We start from the raw sequence: 18,494 nt of genomic DNA, 5'->3' as shown, positions 1-18,494 counted from the left end.
CGAATTGTGGTTAACTTAGGATGATTTGCCCGGCGCTGTCAACCGTCGCGCCGCCGAGGAATGGAGAGCTACATGGTCGCCGAACGCAGCGAGGTCGACCTCGCTCCCGCGCGACCGGAGGCCGGGCCGCGGCGGCGACCCAAGGATCGCAAGGTGCAGATCATCCGGGCCGCGGCGCGCGCGTTCAGCGAGCGCGGCTACTACCCCGTCGGCGTGGACGAGATCGCCGCCGAGGTCGGCATCTCCGGTCCGGCGCTGTATCGGCATTTCACCAATAAGTACGCCCTGCTGGTCGCGTGCGCGGAGGAGGGGGCACGACATCTGCTCGCCGTCACCCGTGCCGCCGACGATCCGACCGCCGCCCCGCAGGCCCGACTCGACATGCTGATCCGCACCATCGGTGAGCACACCATCGAATTCCGCCGCGAGGTCGGCCTCTACCGCTGGGAGCGGCGCTATCTGGAGGCCGGGGACAGGGCTCGGATCCGCACCATCTACGACGACCTGAATGCCACACTGGCCGAACCGATCTCGCGACTGCACCCCGAGGCCCCGCCCGAGGATGTGGACATGTACGCCGCCGCCATCCTGAGCGTGCTCGCCGGCATCTCCGCCCATCGCACCGCACTGCCCGCCTCCAAGCTGCTGCCGCTGCTGCACGGTATGTGCTGGTCGCTACTGCGCGCCCCGCTGCCGCCCGCGCCCGCCGAACCGGACGCCGACGCCGCGCCGCGCGGACTGCCGATCACCTCCAAGCGCGAACAACTGCTCACCGAGTCCATTCGGATCTTCGGTCGCCAGGGGTATCACGAGGCGAGTATCGAAGAGATCGGCGCGGCCGTCGGCATCAATGCCTCGAGCGTGTACCGCTACTTCGCCAGCAAGTCCGATCTGCTGGCCGCCGCCTTCCACCGCACCGGCGACCGCTTCGCCCTGGCCATCGCCGAATCGCTGGCCGAAGCGGTCGACCGGGCCGACGCCGCGAGCCGCATCGCCGACCGCTACGCCAGGCTCAGCTTCGCCATGCCGGAGATCATGCCGGTCTACTTCGCCGAGTTCAGCAATCTGCCGCAGGCCGAACAGCATCGGCTGCGCGCCATCCAGCGCCAGAACGTCCTGGAATGGGCCAACCTCGTCGAGGGTGACCCCACCGAGGCCCGCTTCCGGGTGCATGCCGCCATCGGCCAGGTCATCGATGTCGGGCGGCTCACCCGATTCGACGCGCGACCCGAACAGATCGCTCGGGTGCACCGGCTGATGACGGCGCTGCTACTCGATCGTTAGCCCCTCCCGGCGAAGGTCAGGTAGATCAGCAGCGCGTTGAGTCCGGTGATGACGGCGGCGATCACCCGGGCCGATGCCGTGGTCCAGCGGTGGTTGACCTCCGCGCCCATCAGGGTGCGGTCGCTGGTGAAGCGCACCAGCGGGATCAGCGCGAAGGGAATGCCGAAGGACAGCACCACCTGCGAGACGATCAGCGCGCGCGTCGGATCGAAACCCGCGCCGAGGATGACGATGGCGGGCACCAGGGTGACCAGGCGGCGGACCAGCAGTGGAATGCGCCTGCGCAGCAACCCCTCCATGATCATCGCGCCCGCGTACGCACCGACCGAGGTGGAGGCGAGTCCGGAGGCGAGCAGGCCGACGGCCAGGAGCAGCGCCGCGGTGGGACCGAGAGTGTCGCGGACCGCGGCGTGCGCGGCCTCGATGGTGTCCACGTCATCGCGACCGCCGAAGGTGTGCGCGGCCATGAGCAGCATGGCCAGGTTCACCGCGCCCGCGATGATCATGGCGAGGCCGACATCCCATTTGGTGATGCGCAGCAGCCGGGCGCGCACCGGACCGGGTTCCGGCACGCCGTGCCGGTCGCGGGCCAGTCCGGAATGCAGGTAGATGGCATGCGGCATGACGGTCGCGCCGATCATGGAGACGGCGAGCAGCACGCTCTGGGCGCCGTCGAAGCGCGGCAGCAACCCGCCGACCGTGTCGGAGACCGAGGGCGGCGAGATCACCAAACTGGCCAGGAAGCCCACCGAGATGACCGCGAGCAGTCCGATGATCACCCGCTCGAAAGGTTTCTGTCCGCCGCGACTCTGCACCGCGAGCAGCACCATGGAGACCGCGCCGGTGATGATCCCGCCGAGGACCAGCGGCAGCCCGAACAGCAGGTTCAGCGCGATGGCCCCGCCGACGACTTCGGCCAGATCGGTTGCCATGGCGCACAGTTCGGCCTGCGCCCAGTAGGCGAGCCGGACCGGGCGCGCGGCGCGCTCGCGCACCACCTGCGGGAGGGTGCGTCCGGTGACCAGGCCGAGTTTGGCGGACAGGAACTGCACCTGCGCGGCCATCACATTGGCCAGCACGATGACCCACACCAGCAGGTAGCCGAATTGCGCGCCCGCGCTGACATTGGAGGCCACATTTCCCGGGTCGACATAGGCGATGGCCGCGACGAAGGCCGGTCCGAGCAGGATCGATGCCGAGCGCGCTCGCTGCGATGCGGATCTGGCCGTGACCATCAAGCGGGTACTCACAAACAGTATTTTACGGCCACCCGAACTTTTAGGTTGGACCTACCCCGAAAACAGGTCCGCCCCGACCGCCGGAACGCGGTCGGGGCGGAAACCCGAAGGTGGACTCAGAGACCGAGGCCGTGCGCCAGGGTGGGCCAGGACTTGGGCAGCTGGTCGCGCCAGTAACCCCACGAATGGGTGCCGTTCGGCTGGAAATCGAAGGTGGCGGGGATGCCGAGCTGGTTCAGGCGGTTCTGCAGGTTGTGGGTGCAGTAGTTGGTGCCCGCCTCGATGACGCCACCGATGAGCAACTGGTTGGCCAGTCCGAACGCGCCCGGCGGGCCGTACTGGTTGTCCAAGGTGTCGTGCGGGCCGGGGAGGCCGTTGCCGCTGGAGATGTAGAGATCGAGGCCGCGCAGACCGTCGGCGTGCACGTACGGGTCATTGGCCACCCAATCGGCCGAACCCACCGGACCCCACATGTTCTCGGTGTCGCCGCCGCCCCAGGTCTCCACCGTCAGCTTGACGAACTGGGAACCGACCGGGTCGGAGGTCTGGGCGCAGCCGGAGAAGGCGGCGGCCGCCTTGTACAGGCCGGGCTTGGCGATCGGCAGGGCCAATACGGTGGTGCCCGAGGTGGACAGGCCCGCGATGGCATTGACGCCATTGGCGCCCAGCGCCCCGTCGATCAGCGGGGGCAGTTCCTCGGTGAAGAAGGTCTTCCACTTGTTGCGACCCAGTTCCGGGTCGTCCTTGATCCAGTCGGTGTAGTAGCTCCACTTGCCGCCGACGGGCTGGACCACATTGACGTTCTTGTCCGAGAGGAATTGCAGTGCGTCGGTCCTGGCCTGCCAGGAGGCCGCGTCCTGACCGCCGCCCGCGCCATTGAGCAGATACAGCGTGGGTCGCGGGACAGACGCGTCGGCAGGACGCTGCACATCGATCTGGACCTTCTGATCCATGGCGGCCGAGTAGACGTAAAGGCGAATGTTGCGGTCGTCGCGGTATTCGGCCTTGGCGATCTTGGAACCATCCGGCGCGGTCGGATCGCCCAGCAGGGCCTTGCCCGTCATGATCGGATCCGCCGCCGCGGCCGAGCCTGCGCCGATCCCGGACATGACGCCCGCCGCGACCGCGGCCGCCGCGAATATCGCCCCGGCACGTACGCCGCGACGCCGGATCAATCGACGCATGAGTTCACACCTTCGCTTTGTCTTGTCTCGGAAATTCTCACGCCCCCACTTCGGGGGCCGGCACCGTGCCCGACCATACGGGCTATGAAGTCGGAACAACAGGGGGCGCCGTTACCGTGATTTCGGTCCATCATGCCTGAACTGCCGCGATCCGATTACGGCCGGCCCAGCCAGGACACGCCGGGATCCAGCAGTTTCGACAGTCGCGGACCGATTTCGCCCAGCGCTGTGGGCGAGGTCATTTGATCATGTGTCACACCGACCGGATGGTCTGCTATTTCGCCATCCACATATCGAACCCAGTTCGCGGCGGCGTTCTCGGGACCGACGGCGCTGAAATAGTGCAATTCGCCGCGGAATACGGGCGGGCGATGCGCGGCGACCAGTTCGGCGGAGCGAACCGCGCTGCGATAGATCCGCCGCACCCGCTCGGGAGTGAGCACCGCCATATCCGCCGGGATGGTGGCGTGCAGCGCGGTCAGCGCCGCGTCGGTGAGATCGTGCACATCCGTGCCGTCGGCGGGCAGCAGTCCGGCCGCGCCGATACCCAGTTCGCCCAGCGCCTCCCGCACGACCGCGCGGAAATCGGTGATATCGATCTCCGGATGGCTGTCCAGCATGACCAGCAGCGCCACCTGCGCGCCGTCGGCCTGCAACGCGGCGGCTACCGCGTGGGCGAGCACCCCGCCGAACGACCAGCCCAGCAGTCGATAGGGTCCGCTCGGCTGCACCGCGCGGATCTCGGCGACGTAGCGCGCCACCAGTTGCGCGGGCGAATCGGGCAGGTAGCCCTCCTCCGACAGCGCGGGCGACTGCAAGCCGTAGATTGGGAAGGCGGCGGGCACGTAGCGCGCCAAACCCGCGTAGCACCACGACAATCCGTACATCGGGTGCAGGCAGAACAGCGGTTCGGCCGCCGCCGTATCGTGCGGGACTCTGGTGCGGATCGGCAGCAGCACACCCAGTGCCGCATTGGAATCCGCGTCGTAGTCGTGGGTTCGATCCGCCGCCTCGGCGATGCGCGCGGCCAGCGCCGCCACGTCGGGGTCGGTGAACAACCATTGGACCCGGATCTCGGCTCCGGTCGCGGCGCGCAACCGGGTGACCGCGCGGGTCGCGAGCAGTGAGTTGCCGCCGAGGTCGAAGAAATCGTCGTCCAGGCCGATTTGATCGCAGCGCAGCACCTCGGCGTACACCTCGGCGATGGTCCGTTCCAGCGGGGTCGTCGGGGGACGGTATTGGTCGGACAGGTTCGGCACGGGGAGTGCGCGGCGGTCGAATTTGCCGTTGGCGGTGAGCGGGAAGGTGTCGAGCAGTACGACGGCCGCCGGAATCATATGGGCGGGCAGCACGGCGCGGGCGTGCGCCAGCAACGCTCGGTCGTCGATCGAATGGCCCTGCGCGGCGACCACGTACGCGACGAGCCGAATACCGTTCGCGACGCGCACCGCCGCCACCGCGACATGTCGCACCGCGTCGTCCTCGGCCAGCACCGCCTCGATCTCGCCGAGTTCGACACGCCTGCCGCGCATTTCGACCTGGAACTCGCCGCGCCCCAGGTATTCCAGCGCCCACACCCCTCGGGTCCAGCGCACCATGTCGCCGGTGCGGTAGAGCCGCTCGCCGCCGTCGTGCGCGACGAAGCGCTCCGCCGTGCGCGCGGGCGCGTCGAGATAGCCTCGGGCCAATTGCACACCGGACAGATACAGTTCGCCCGGCGCACCGGGGGGCACCGGCCGCAGGTGACGATCCAATACGTGGACGCGGGTATTCGCGACGGGTGTGCCGATCGGAACCGACGCCGCCGCACCGCCGGTCGCCGGGTGGGCGGTGACCACGGTGGCCTCGGCGAGTCCGTACCAGTTGATCAGCTCCGTGCCGAGCAGATCGGCCGCGAAGGCGGCCGCCGTCGCGGCCGACAGCGCCTCACCCGCGGCGAAGACCCGCCGCAGCGACGGGTAGATCCTGGGCTGTCCATCCAGGAAGGCCGCGAGCATGGACGGTACGAAATGTGCCGTACTGACCCGATTTTCGACGATAACACGGGCCAGATACGCCGGATCGCGGTGGCCGTCCGGTGCGGCGAGGACGATCGACGCGCCGGTCTGCAAGGGCCACAGCAGTTCCCAGGCGGCGATATCGAAGGTGATGGGCGTCTTGTGCAGGACGGTGTCGGTGCCGTCGTGCGGGTAGTGTTGCTGCGCCCACCGGAACTGGTTGACCAACTGGCGGTGCGTGGTGGCCACGCCCTCGGGTCGGCCGGTCGAACCGGAGGTGTGGACGACGTAGGCGATATTGTCCGCGCGCACACCGCTTTCCAGCGCCGGGACCACCTCGACCGACAGATACAGCGTGTCCACCGCGACGACCTGCACGCCGGACGCGGTGGTGAATCCGTCGGCGGTGGTGGTCAATACGCATATGGGCGCGGCACTGTCGAGGACCTGCTCGCTGTATTCGACAGGTTGGTCCGGATCGATCGGCACATAGCCACCGCCCGCGCGCAGCACCGCGTAGATCGCCACGACCAGATCGATCCCGCGCCGCATGGCCACGGCGACAAGGGCTTCCGGTCCGACGCCCCAGCGGCTCAGCTCGGCGGCCAGCACGCGGGATCGAGCGTCGAGGTCGGCGTAGCCGAGCACCGTCTCGCCGAAACGCACGGCGGGCGCGTAGGGGGTGCGCGCCACCTGCGCGTCGAAAAGTGTGAGCAGCGTGGACTCGTCGCGCAGCTCCGGCATGTCGGTGTCGGCATTGACGGTGGCCAGGGCGGTGCGTTCGGCGTCGAGCAGGATATCGATATCGGCGATCCTGGCCTGCGGAGTGTCGGCGAACCGGCCGATCAGCGTCGAAAGACGGTGCGCCAGCCGCCTTGCCGCCCCGGCGTCGAACAGGTCGCGCAGGTATTTGAGGGTGACGCGCAACTGATTGTCGAGCACCACCGTCACGGTGAGCGGGTAGTGGGTGCCATTGACCGCGTCGACTCCGATGACGCTCATTCCGTCGACGGCGCCTGCCTTTTCGAGTCCCTCGCGATCCACCGGGAAGGATTCGAAGACCACCAGGGAGTCGAAGAGCCCCTCCGTGCCGATGGTCCGCTGGATCTCGCTCAGGCCGAGGTGATGGTGGTCGAGCAGTGCGGCCTGCTCGGTCTGAAGTTGGCGCAGCAGGCCGCCGAGTGTGTCGGTGGCCCCCAGCCGCACCCGCACCGGGATCACGGTGCGGAACAGCCCGATCATCGACTCGACGCCGCTCAATTCGGGTGGGCGGCCGGAGACCGTCGCGCCGATGACGACATCGTCGCGGTCGATGCTGCGGCCGACGAGCAGACCCCAGGCGGCCTGCACCACGGTATTGGCGGTGACGCCGAGTCCCGCGGCCAGACGGGTCAGCGCGGTGGTGTCGGCGGGCGACAGCTCGAAGGCCACTTCACCTATGCCCGAGGCGATCTCGCGACCCGGATCGACCGGCGCCAGCGGGGTCGGCCCCGCGATACCCGCCAGCGAGGTCCGCCAGGCCGTGCGGGCCGCCGCGCGGTCCTGCTCGGCAAGCCAGGCCAGGTAGGCGCGGTAGGACGGGACGTGCGGCCGCGTGCGTGCGGCCGCGCCCATGGCGTAGCAGGTGAGCAGATCCCTGGTCAGCAATGGCATGGACCAGCTGTCGACCAGGATGTGGTGGCTGGTGATCAGCAGGTGGTAGTGGCCGCTGCCGTCGGTCGCCGCACCGGAGCGGATCAGGGTGAAGCGCAGCAGCGGGGCCGCGCCCATCTCGAAATGCTCGGCCAGATCGGCAGCCTCGACGGCCGCGAGTTCCCGATCCGCCTCGGCCGGGTCCAGATCGTTCACCTCGACCAGTCGCCACGGCGCCTCGACCGAATCCTGCACCACCTGAACGGGATTGCCCGCGTCATCGGCGGCGAAGGCGACGCGCAGGTTGTCGTGACGGTCCAGGACGGCCTGTGCGGCCGCGCGCAGGCGGCGCGCATCGACCGTGCCGCCCAGATCGAGCACGAACTGGGTGATGTACATGTCGAGCGACCCGTCGGCCAGCATCGCGTGGAACGCGATGCCGGATTGCGTCGGGGTCAGCGGCCAGATGTCGGACAGGTTCGGATAGGCGCGGGCCAACCGGTTTATCTCCGATTGCCGCAGCGACACCAGCGGGAAGTCCGACGGGCCGAATCCCCCGGTATCGGTCCGCAGACCGTGTTCGGCGAGTCCGCCGAGCGCGCGAATCCAGTGCTCGGCGAAGGCTTTCACCTCGTTCGCGCCGAATGCCGCCACCGCGTAGTCGAATCGGACCAGCAGGCCCTCGTCGGTGGCGTCCACGGTGAGGTCGAGCAGCAGATCCTCGGCCGGGGCGTCGGTGTGCACCCGCGCCGGGCGCAGGTCGCGGTAGCGCAGTGCGAGGCGGCCCGATTCGAGTGCCGAGAGCCGTTGCGCCGCATCCGGATTCAGGTGGCGCAGCAGACCGTAGCCGCGTCCGCCCGAGGGGACCGCGCGGCGCGCCTCCTTCACCGCGGCCAGTGCCGCGCCCGCCGCCGGACCGCCGATGAGCGCGTCATCGGCATCGATCCCGTCCAGGCGCAGTCGCATCGGATAGTCGGTGGTGAAGCCGCCGACCATGCTGTCGGCCCGATCCGGCCCGATCCCGCGACCATCGGCCGAGAGCCGCACGACCGGGCCTACGGTGCGGGCCACCGCGGTGTCCGCGCCGGTGTGCATGGCGAGCGCGACCGCGGTGAGCAGCACATCGTCGACGGTGGTGTGATACGCCTCGGCCACGGCCGCGACCGCCTCGGTGCCCTCCGCGGTAATGGCCAGCGAGACCCGGTTGCGCGGACCGGGATTCGCGCTCCGCCCCGAGGTGGGGCCGAGAGTCCGTTCCCACCACGGGATCTCCGCGAGCGTCTCGGCAGCGAAGGCCCGATCGTGCAACCCGGCGACGAGGGTGCCCACACCGGATTCCGGCACGGCGGGCGCCGCGTGCCTGCCGCGATTCCACGCGGCGGTGAGCTGATCGATGACGGTGCGCCAGGAGATGTCGTCCACCACCAGACCGTTCGCGACCACCACCAGGGTGGTCCCGCTCAGCACGAAGTGGATATTGCGACCCGCCACCGGATCCAGCGCCGCGGCCGCGGCCAGCACCACATCGTCGAGCGGTAGCGCCGTCTCGCCGCGCTCGGGATCCAGCCGCCCGAAATGTTCGCCGTCGCGCTCGGCCAGCGGCGGAATGCGCAGGGCGGGCGCGGTTCCGGTCAGCCGCGCCCACAGCAGCGGATGCTGGTCCAGCACCGCGTCGACAGTGGCCGACACCGCGTCGGCGGGGCAGTTCGGCGGCACGTCCAGGGTGAGCGCGCGCACCTCCACCCATTGGCCCTCGGCCACCAACCGGGCCGCGGTCGCGGTCAGGGGCAGTTCACCGGATTCGTCGGCGGCGCCCGCCACGGTGGCGATCTCGGCCAGCGCGCCGACCGTGCGTCGGGTGAAAATCTCGTGCGGAGCGAAATCCACACCGTCCTCGCGGCAGCGCGACACCACGCGAATGGCACGGAAACTGTCGCCGCCGAGGGCGAAGAAGTCGTCGTCGAGTCCGACGCGCGCCACCCCGAGCACCTCGCCCATCGCGGCGGCGATGGTCTGCGCGGCGATCGTCCCCGGCGCCCGGTAGGCCGGCGCGGCGAACTCCGGGCGCGGCAGCGCCCGCCGGTCCAGCTTGCCGACGGGGCTCAGCGGGATCTCGTCGAGCACCACCACGGCGGCGGGCACCATCTGCTCGGGCAGCGTGCGCGCCAATTCGGCGGTGAGCAGGGCGGTATCGAGGAAACGTCCAGGGGAGGGTCGCACGTAGGAGACCAACATCGGTGCGCCCGTGTCGGATTCGTGGGCGACGGTGACCGAGAAGTCGACCCTGTGCCGCGTGGTGAGGGCGGCGTCGATCTCGCCGAGCTCGACCCGCAAGCCGCGCACCTGCACCTGGAAGTCGTTGCGGCCCACGTAGTCCAGCACCGCCGAACCGCGCCGCCACCGCACCACGTCGCCGGTGCGATAGAGCCGCTCCCCCGGCGCGCCGAAGGGATCGGCGACGAAGCGCGCGGCGGTGAGCCCGCGCCGCTGCAGGTAGCCGCGCGCGAGTTGCACACCACCCAGGTACAGCTCACCCGCTACGCCCTCGGGCACCGGACGCAGTCGCGCGTCCAGCACCAGCGACCGGGTGCCGCGAATCGGCCCACCGAGCGCGGGCGGCTCACCCGCCCGCAGCGGCGGGCTGATATTGGTCATGATGGTGGTCTCGGTGGGGCCGTAACCATTGTGGAAGCGGCGCTCCCCCACTTCGGCCCACCGCGCCGCCAGATCCGCGGGCAGGGCTTCGCCGCCCGACACGACGACCCGCAACCCGACGAGCGCGGCCGAATCCAACGCGGCCAGCACCGATGGGGTGAGGAAGGCGTGCGTGACCCGCTCGCGTCGGATCAGCTCCGCCAATTCCGCACCGCCGCCGAGCAGCGGCGGCGTCAGGACGAGCGCGCCACCGGCACCGAGCGCGAGCAGCAGTTCCAGCACCACCGCGTCGAAAGCGGGCGCGGCGAAGGACAGCGCGCGGGTCTGCCCGTCGAGTCCATAGCGCTCGACCTGTTCGGCGCCGAAGTTGGCCAGGCCCGCGTGCGTCACCACCACACCCTTGGGCAGGCCTGTCGAACCCGAGGTGTAGCAGACGTAGGCGGCGTTTTCGGGCCGCAGCGGCCCGCGCAGTTCGCGCGCGGTGAGCGGCGCGTCGGAGCGGGTGGCCACCTCCACGGTGAAATCGCGGTCGTCGAGCGCGACCCAGCCGCCGTCGGTCAGCTCCGGCAGCGACAGGATATCGGCGGCGGTGGTGATCCCCAGCGCCACACCGGAATCGGTGATCATATGCGCGATGCGGTCGGCGGGGTAGGTCGGATCGATCGGCAGGAAGGCCGCGCCGGTCTTGGCCACGGCCCACAGCGCGAGCACCGATTCGATGGAACGGCGCAGCGCCAGCGCGACCAGGACATCGGGTCCCGCGCCGCGGTCGATCAGCGCGCGGGCCAATTGCGCGGAGGCGGCGTCGAGATCGCCGTAGCCGAAGGCCCGGCCCTCGGCGATCAGTGCGGGCGCACCGGGATTCAGCGCGGCGGCCGCCGCCATCAGCTCGGGCAGGGTGCGCGGCGCGACGGCGGGTCCGCCGGTGCGGGTGAGCAGGTCGGCGCGCTCGGCGTCGTCCACCAGGTCGATATCGCCGACCGGCACGCTCGGATCGGCCGCCGTCGCGGCCAGGACGCGACGGAACCGGCGGCCGAGATCGACCACCGTGGACTCATCGAAAAGATCACGGGCATAGCCGAATTCGGCGACCAAACCGGCCGCAGACCCGTCCTCGCCACGGCGCTCCCCGATGGTCAGCAGCAGATCGAATCCGGCGATATCGGGGGCGGCGCCGAGCGGGGTGAAGCTCAGGCCGGACAGTTCGAAGACGGGCGCGACCGGGTTGTCGAACGACAGTGCCACCTGGACCAGCGGATGCCTGCCCGTGAACCGTTGCGGCGCACGGAGTTCCACCAGCCGCTCGAAGGGGATATCGGCGTTGGCGAAGGCGCGCAGATCGGTCTCCCGATTGGCGGCGAGCAACTCGGCGAACGACAGCGCGGCGGCCACCTCGGTGCGCAGCACCAGGGTATTGGCGAAGGCGCCGATCAGATTGTCGAGTTCGGGTTCGCCGCGGCCCGCGACGGGCGTGCCGACCGCGATATCGGCACTGCCCGACAGTCGCGCGAGCAGCACCGCCAGCGCGGTGCGCACCACCGTGAACAAGGTCGCGCGATGCGCGCGAGCCAGTCGCTCCAGCGCGCCGTGCACCTCGGCGTCGACGGTGAATTCCACCCGGCCACCGACGAAACTCGGTGCGGCGGTGCGCGGACGGTCCACCGGAAGGACGAGTTCGTCCGGTAGTCCAGCCAATTCGCCGCGCCAATACTCGAGCTGCTGCCCGGCCGGCGTCGCGGGATCGGAGTCCGCGGCGAGCAGATCGCGCTGCCACAGCGCGTAATCCGCGTATTGGACCGGCAGCGGCGTCCACGCCGGGGCCGCGCTCTCGGCGCGCGCGCGGTAGGCGAGCACGACATCGCGGGTCAGCGGACCCGTCGACCAAGCGTCCGCGCCGATGCGATGCACCACGACGGCGAGCACGTACTCGCTGCCCCCGAGCTGGAAAAGCCTGGCGCGCAACGGGATTTCGCCGGTCACGTCGAACCCCTCGGTCACCATCCGGCTGACCTCGTGCGCCACCCGCTCCTCGCCGATCGGGATCGGCGCCAGGTCTATGGCCGCCTCGTACGGCGGCAGGACGCGCTGCACCGGTCCCTCGAGTGTCCACGGATAGACGGTGCGCAGCACCTCGTGCCGGACCAGCACATCGGCAATCGCCGCGCGCAGCGCGGCGGTGTCCAACTCACCCGAGAGCCGGATCGCGATCGGAATGTTCGGCACGGCGGCGGCCGTGCCGAATTGGTTCAGCAGCCACATGCGCCGCTGGGCCTGCGACAGCGGAATCTCCTCGGGGCGGCTGCGCGCACGCAACGGCAGTCGACCGACGGCGGCGTGGGCCACCCTGACCGCCAAGGCGGCCACCGTCGGGGCCTGGAAAAGCGCGCGCACCGGGACGCGGGAGTCCAACAGCGCGCCCAGTCGGGCGACGACCCGACTCGCGAGCAGCGAATCGCCACCCAGAGCGAAGAAGTCGTCCTCCACGCCGATGCGCTCACGGCCGAGCACTCGGCCGTAGACCTCCGCCACGACCTCTTCGATCGGCGTGGTGGGTGCCCGGTGGGCCGGGGTCTCGAACTCCGGATCCGGCAGGGCCTTTCGATCCAGCTTGCCGTTGTCGTTGCGCGGCAACGCGTCCAGGATCACGAAGGCCGACGGCACCATATGGGACGGAAGCACCTCGGCCAGCGCGGATTTCAGGTTCGCCGCCTCCGGAGCCGCGGGCGCGGCCGCCACCGCGTAGGCCACCAGGCGCGCACCGGTCCGATCCGATCGCACCAGCACCGCCGCCTGCGCGATCTCGGGCAGCGCCAGCAGCGCCGCCTCGATCTCACCCAACTCGATGCGGAAACCGCGAATCTTCACCTGGGAGTCGGAGCGACCGCGATACTCCAACTCGCCCCCGGCATTCCACGCCACCAGATCGCCGGTGCGATACATGCGCGCCCCATACTGGAAGGGGTCGGCGAGGAAACGCTCGGCGGTCAGATCCGGCCGACCGAAGTAGCCGCGCGCCAACTGTGTTCCAGACAAATACAATTCGCCGGAGACACCAACCGGGACCGGCATCAGCCGCGCATCGAGCACGTAGACCCGACTGTTCCATTCGGGTGCGCCGATGGGCACCGCGACGATATCGGCGGAGCCGACGCGGTGGGCGGTGCAGGAGACCGCCGCCTCGGTCGGGCCGTACAGATTCCACAGTGCCGCACGGGGATAGGCCGCGCGCAGACCGGTGGCCAGGGCGGCGGGCAGCGCCTCACCGATGGCAAGGATGCGGCGCAGCGGTGAGACGGGTGCGATATCGACGACGAGGAGCGCGTCCAGCAGGGAGGGCACGGCGTGCAGCGTGGTCACGCCCGCGCGGGCCACGAGTTCGGCGAGGTAGGTCGGATCGCGGTGGCCGTCGGGCGCGGCCACCACCAGGCGGCCACCGCAGATGGCTGCCGACCAGAACTCCCAGACCGACAGATCGAAGGTGGCGACGGTCTTCAGCAGGAAAACCTCGCGCGGGCCGAGATCGAACTCCGCGGTCTTCCAGAGCAATTGGTTGACAATGGCGCGGTGCGAGACGGCGACGCCCTTGGGGCGGCCGGTCGAGCCGGAGGTGAACACGAGGTAGGCGATGTGGTCGGCGGTCAGCGGCGCACGCCGGTCCTGCTGCGTGACGGGCGCGGAATCGAGGCCGCTCGAATCGAATTCGTCCAGGTCGAGTACGGGAATCGAGGCCGACCGGAATCCGGTGGCGGCATCGGTGATGATGCGAATCGGGTCGACGGTGTCCAGGATGTAGGCGGTGCGATCGGCGGGTTGATCCGGGTCGATCGGCACATACACGCCGCCCGCCTTGGTCACCGCGTACATGGCGACGACGAGGTGCACCGAGCGGCGCAGCGCGAGCACGACCCGCGATTCCGGTCCGACACCGAGTGCGATCAGGTGGCGAGCCAGCAGATTCGCGCGGTTGTCCAGCTCGCGATAGGTCAGCTCGACCCGCGTAGCGTCATCCAGCAACGCGACAGCGGCGGCGTGGGTGGCGACAGTTCGATCCAGCAGGGTCGACAGCGTGGCCGCTGGATCGACCGGGTGCGCGGTCGCATTGCGCACCGCGAGCAGGTCGGTGCGCTCGGCGCGGGTGAGCATATCGATCGCACCGACAGGCTGGTCCGGATCGGCGAGCACAGCGGTGAGGACCGTGGACAGGCGCGCCACGAAGCCACTGGCGGTGGCGGCGTCGAAAAGATCGGTGGCATAGGTGAGGAAGCCGTCGATACCGGTCGGGTCGCCGGGTTCGTCGTGGTCCGCGCCGAGGATCAGATGCAGATCGAATTGGGAGACATTGAGATCCACGTCGATGCCCGCGACGCTCAATCCAGGGAGCTCCAGTGCGGTTCGGGTCGGATTCTGGAAGGACAATCCCACCTGGAACACCGGATGATGCGCGGTCGACCGACGCGGATTCAACACCTGCACCACACGCTCGAACGGAATATCCGCGTGCGCGAACGCCCGAAGATCCGAATCCCGCTGTCTGCGCAATAGTTCGGTGAAGGAAGCACCGCCCGCGTAGCGGGTGCGCAAAACCAGCGTATTGCCGAAGATCCCGATCAGATCCTCGAGTTCCCGCTCTGCGCGACCCGCGATCGGCGAGCCGATGGCGATATCGTCGGCGCCCGACAACCTGGCCAGAACCACCGCGAAGGCGGTGCGAACCACCGTGGACAACGTCGCACCGTGCGCACCGGCCAAATCCATCAACGCCGCACGGGTTTCGGCATCGATCGACATCGCGACCCGCGCGGCCGCCATCGTCGCCACCGCAGGGCGCGGCCGATCGGTGGGCAGTTCCAGCAGATTCGGCACACCGGCCAATTCGGTGCGCCAGAACAGCATCTGCTGCCCGGCGATCGAAACCGCGTCGTCCTCGTCCCCGAGCACGGCCCGCTGCCACAGTGCGTAGTCCGCGTACTGCACCCGCAGCGGTTCTCTCGACAGCGCCTCCCCCGCCGTATACGCCACCAGCACATCGCGCATCAGCAGATTCAACGACGAGGTGTCCGCGGCGATTCGATACACCACCACGGCCAGTACGTATTCGTCCGGGGCATCGGTGATCTGGAACAATCGCACCCGCATCGGCGTCTCGACGGTGACATCGAAGGGCGCGACCGCCGATTCGAGGACCGCCGCCGCCACCTGGTCCGCGGCGATCGGGCGAGGAATCACAGCGAGTCCGGCCTGCGCCGCCGACAGTACGACCTGGATGGGACCGTCGATGGTCTCCGGGTAGACGGTGCGCAGGATCTCGTGCCTGGCCACCACCTCCTCGATCGCATCGGCCAGCGCGTCGAGATCGAGTTCTCCGGTCAGCCGCAGCGCGAACGGCAGATTGTATGCGGCCGAACCGATTCCATCCTGATCGAAGCGGTTGAGGAACCACATGCGCTGCTGGGCCTGCGAGAGCGGCAGACGTTCGGGCCGCTCGATCGCACCCAGTGCGGGTCCGTGGGCGCCTCGGGGCGGCGATTCGATGACGGCGGGCGGCGCGGTGACAACCGCGTCAGCAACGATGACGACCGTCTCCGGAGGGGTAGCGGCGTCCTCAGGGACGACGACCGCAACTTCAGGCGAGATCACGACTGCCTCAGGCGCAACCGCGACTGCCTCGGGCGAGATCACCACCGCGTCGGGTGCGGTGGCTGTCGGGGTCTCGAGTTGGGCGCGACCCGAAACGTCCACAGGCACCGAGAACTCCGCCTCGACCTCGGTGCGGCCCACGTAGTTCAGAACACCCGCGCCCGCGCTGTCCTCACGCCAGACCACCTGGTCGCCGGTGCGGAATATGCGCTCGCCGAAGCCGAAGGGGTTGGCCACGAACCGATCCGCCGTGTGATCCGAACGGTGCGCGTACCCGCGCGCCAGTTGATCGCCCGCGAGGTACAACTCACCGGGCACGCCGACGGGTACCGGCCGCAGCCGCGAATCCAGCACGTACACCTGCGAGTTCCACTGCGGCACACCAATGGGCGAACTGTGGTCGGCCACGTAATCCACCGGCAGGCAGGCAATCGAAACCGCCGCCTCGGCCGGACCATACAGACTGTGCACCTCGGCGTCGCATACCCGCAGCAGCGCGGCGACGGTCTCCGGAACCGGTGCCGCGCCGACGACGAACACATCCCGCAGCGAGGGAAGCGAACCCGCCTCGGCATGTTCGGCGAAGGCCGAGAGCATCGACGGGGCGAAGTCGGTGACCGTGACTTCCCGCGCGGCGATCACCTCCGCCAGATACGCCGGATCGTTTCGACCATCCGGCGTCGCCACAACCAGTTTCGCCCCAACGCGCAGGGGCAACAGCAGACCCAACAGCGCCGCATCGAGAGTCGTCGCGGCCCGGTGCAGGTAGACATCGTCAGAATCCAGCGAGTACTCCGCCGACATCCAGGCGATCCGGTTGTTGATCGCCACATGGGAAACAACCACGCCCGCAGGCTCGGAGGTGAACACGACATAGGCGGGATGGTGCGGCCGCACCGGCCGCAGCAATTCGTGGGCCGCCACCGGCGACCCGTCGTATCCGGCCGTATCGAGGGTGTCGAGCGCGAGTACTTTGGCCGCACCCGCGACTGCCGCCGCATCCGCGGCAGTGGTGAGTACGCAGTCCAGTTGGGCCGTCTCGAGTATGCGTGCGGTGCGTTCGGCCGGATGATCCGGATCCAACGGCACATACGCACCACCAGCCGTCACAATCGCATACATACCCACAACAAGATCCAACGACCGACGAACAGCCAAACCCACCAACGACTCCGCACCCACACCCTGCGAAATCAACAACCGCGCAAGACGATTCACCCGACCATCGAACTCACCATAAGACAGCTCGACACCCTCGAACGACACCGCCACAGCCTCCGGATGCGCCGCCACCGCACGCCGATAACCATCCAGCAGCAATTCGGCGGGTACCGGATGCGCCGTGTCATTCCAGTCGACCAGGATGCGCGCCCGCTCATCGATGGTGAGCAGATCGAAGTCGAGCCGATCGGGTGCCTGCGGGTGGATGGGCGTGGCGAGCCGGGTTTCGTCCGCTGCCGGGCTTTCCTGGAAGTCGTTGCGCCCCGGGAATTCCAACTCATTCCCGGCTGCCCGGCGCACCAGATCGCCGGTGCGATACAGACGCGAACCAGGTTCGAACGGATTGGCCACGAACCGTTCGGCCGTCGCACCGGGGCGGTCGTGGTAGCCGCGCGCCTGTTGCGCGCCTGCGATGTACAGCTCACCGTCCGCACCGGTCGGCACCCGCGAAAGCCGCTCGTCCAATACGTATTCGGTGACACCCCGAATCGGCCCGCCGATGGTCGCCGGTCCGTCGGGCGACGGTGGCGCACCGATATTGGTGATGGTGGTGGCCTCGGTCGGACCGTAGCCGTGGTAGAACTCCCTGCCGGGTCGCGCCCAGCGCCGCGACAACTCCGGCGGACATATCGCGCCGCCCGCGACCACCACTCGCAACTCGTCCAATCCGGCCGGATCAACCGAGGTCAGCGCGGCAGGGTTCATGAACGCGTGCGTCACGCCTTCGCGACGCAGCAGTCCGCCGAGTGCGGCGCCACCGACGACATCGGACGCCACCACGACCATGGCTGCCGCACCGCCAAGTGCCAGTAGCAGTTCCATGATCGAGTCGTCGGAGGACGGCGCGGCGAGATGCAGGGTGCGCGAGTCGAAGCCCACCCGGAAACGCTCGTGCAGTTCGGCACAGAGACCTGCCAGCCCGGCCTGGGTGACGACCACACCTTCGCGGTGCGTGCCGCCGGGGTAGACCACATACGCGGGATGTTCGGCGCGCAGCGGGTGCAGCCGATCGGCGTAGCCGATCGGCTCGCTCGAGTAGCGCGCCAATTCCGTTGCGGTGTCGATGGAGTCGATCCTCAACCAGTCGATGGCCTCCGGCAGCGCGGCCTGTTCGGCGGCCACGGTGAGTCCGAGCAGCGCCCCGGAGTCGGCTACCAGGTACGCGGCCTTCGGATCGGCCGGATCCACGGGAACGAAGGCCGCGCCGCTCTTGGCCACCGCCCACACCGCGACCACCGAGTCGATCGAACGCGAAATACCCACCGCGACCAGGCATTCCGGGCCTATGCCCCGGTCGATGAGCAGGCGCGCCAAACGGGTCGAGCGTTCGTCGAGTTCCTCATAGCTCAGCCGCTCGCAGGTGCTTGTCGCCGCCGCGAGGATCAGCGCGGCCCCGGTGGGATTGGCCTCCACCGCCGTGGCCATGAGCTGCGGCAGCGTGGTGACGCGCGACTTGCGGGTGCGTGCGGGCCGGATCCGTGCCGAGCGGGTCATGCGTGCACCACACCCCTGATCCGCTCGCACCTCTGCTCGACCACCCGCACCATGGAGCCGATCACCCTGCCTCTGTCGCACGCTTCGCCTCGGATCCGATTCGCCCGGATCCTCGGCTGGTCATCTGTCCATCGTTACGGCGTGGCGTGTGA

At 69.2% G+C, this 18,494-nt stretch carries 4 protein-coding genes; 1 reads left to right on the top strand and 3 read right to left on the bottom strand.

What is annotated here, in order from left to right:
* Positions 1-72 precede the first annotated feature (72 nt).
* Positions 73-1,284, top strand: coding sequence for a TetR/AcrR family transcriptional regulator (locus D5S18_RS22745; protein WP_120043468.1), 1,212 nt, complete (start codon positions 73-75; stop codon positions 1,282-1,284).
* Here D5S18_RS22745 and D5S18_RS22740 read toward each other — a convergent pair.
* The 3 genes from D5S18_RS22740 to D5S18_RS36155 all read right to left on the bottom strand — a co-directional run bounded on the left by D5S18_RS22740 (position 1,281) and on the right by D5S18_RS36155 (position 18,342).
* The gene (locus tag D5S18_RS22740; protein ID WP_120043111.1) at positions 1,281-2,519 is read right to left on the bottom strand and encodes an Nramp family divalent metal transporter; all 1,239 of its coding nucleotides are present in this window, start codon (positions 2,517-2,519) and stop codon (positions 1,281-1,283) included. The genes D5S18_RS22745 and D5S18_RS22740 overlap by 4 nt on opposite strands.
* A gap of 119 nt (positions 2,520-2,638) precedes the next feature.
* Positions 2,639-3,631, bottom strand: coding sequence for an alpha/beta hydrolase (locus D5S18_RS22735; RefSeq protein WP_203236891.1), 993 nt, complete (start codon positions 3,629-3,631; stop codon positions 2,639-2,641).
* 230 nt (positions 3,632-3,861) lie between these two features.
* The gene (locus tag D5S18_RS36155; protein ID WP_120043110.1) at positions 3,862-18,342 is read right to left on the bottom strand and encodes a non-ribosomal peptide synthetase; all 14,481 of its coding nucleotides are present in this window, start codon (positions 18,340-18,342) and stop codon (positions 3,862-3,864) included.
* Between the last annotated feature and the right edge of the window lie 152 nt (positions 18,343-18,494).

It is taken from the genome of Nocardia panacis, from assembly GCF_003598715.1.
GTDB classification, from domain to species: domain Bacteria; phylum Actinomycetota; class Actinomycetes; order Mycobacteriales; family Mycobacteriaceae; genus Nocardia; species Nocardia panacis.
This window is presented reverse-complemented; position numbering and strand designations above follow the sequence as displayed.

Excerpts from the sequence above, each read along its gene's own strand:
- D5S18_RS22745 (WP_120043468.1), top strand. The coding sequence starts at position 73 with ATGGTCGCCGAACGCAGCGAGGTCGACCTCGCTCCCGCGCGACCGGAG.
- D5S18_RS22740 (WP_120043111.1), bottom strand. The coding sequence starts at position 2,519 with ATGGTCACGGCCAGATCCGCATCGCAGCGAGCGCGCTCGGCATCGATC.
- D5S18_RS22735 (WP_203236891.1), bottom strand. The coding sequence starts at position 3,631 with ATGTCCGGGATCGGCGCAGGCTCGGCCGCGGCGGCGGATCCGATCATG.
- D5S18_RS36155 (WP_120043110.1), bottom strand. The coding sequence starts at position 18,342 with ATGACCCGCTCGGCACGGATCCGGCCCGCACGCACCCGCAAGTCGCGC.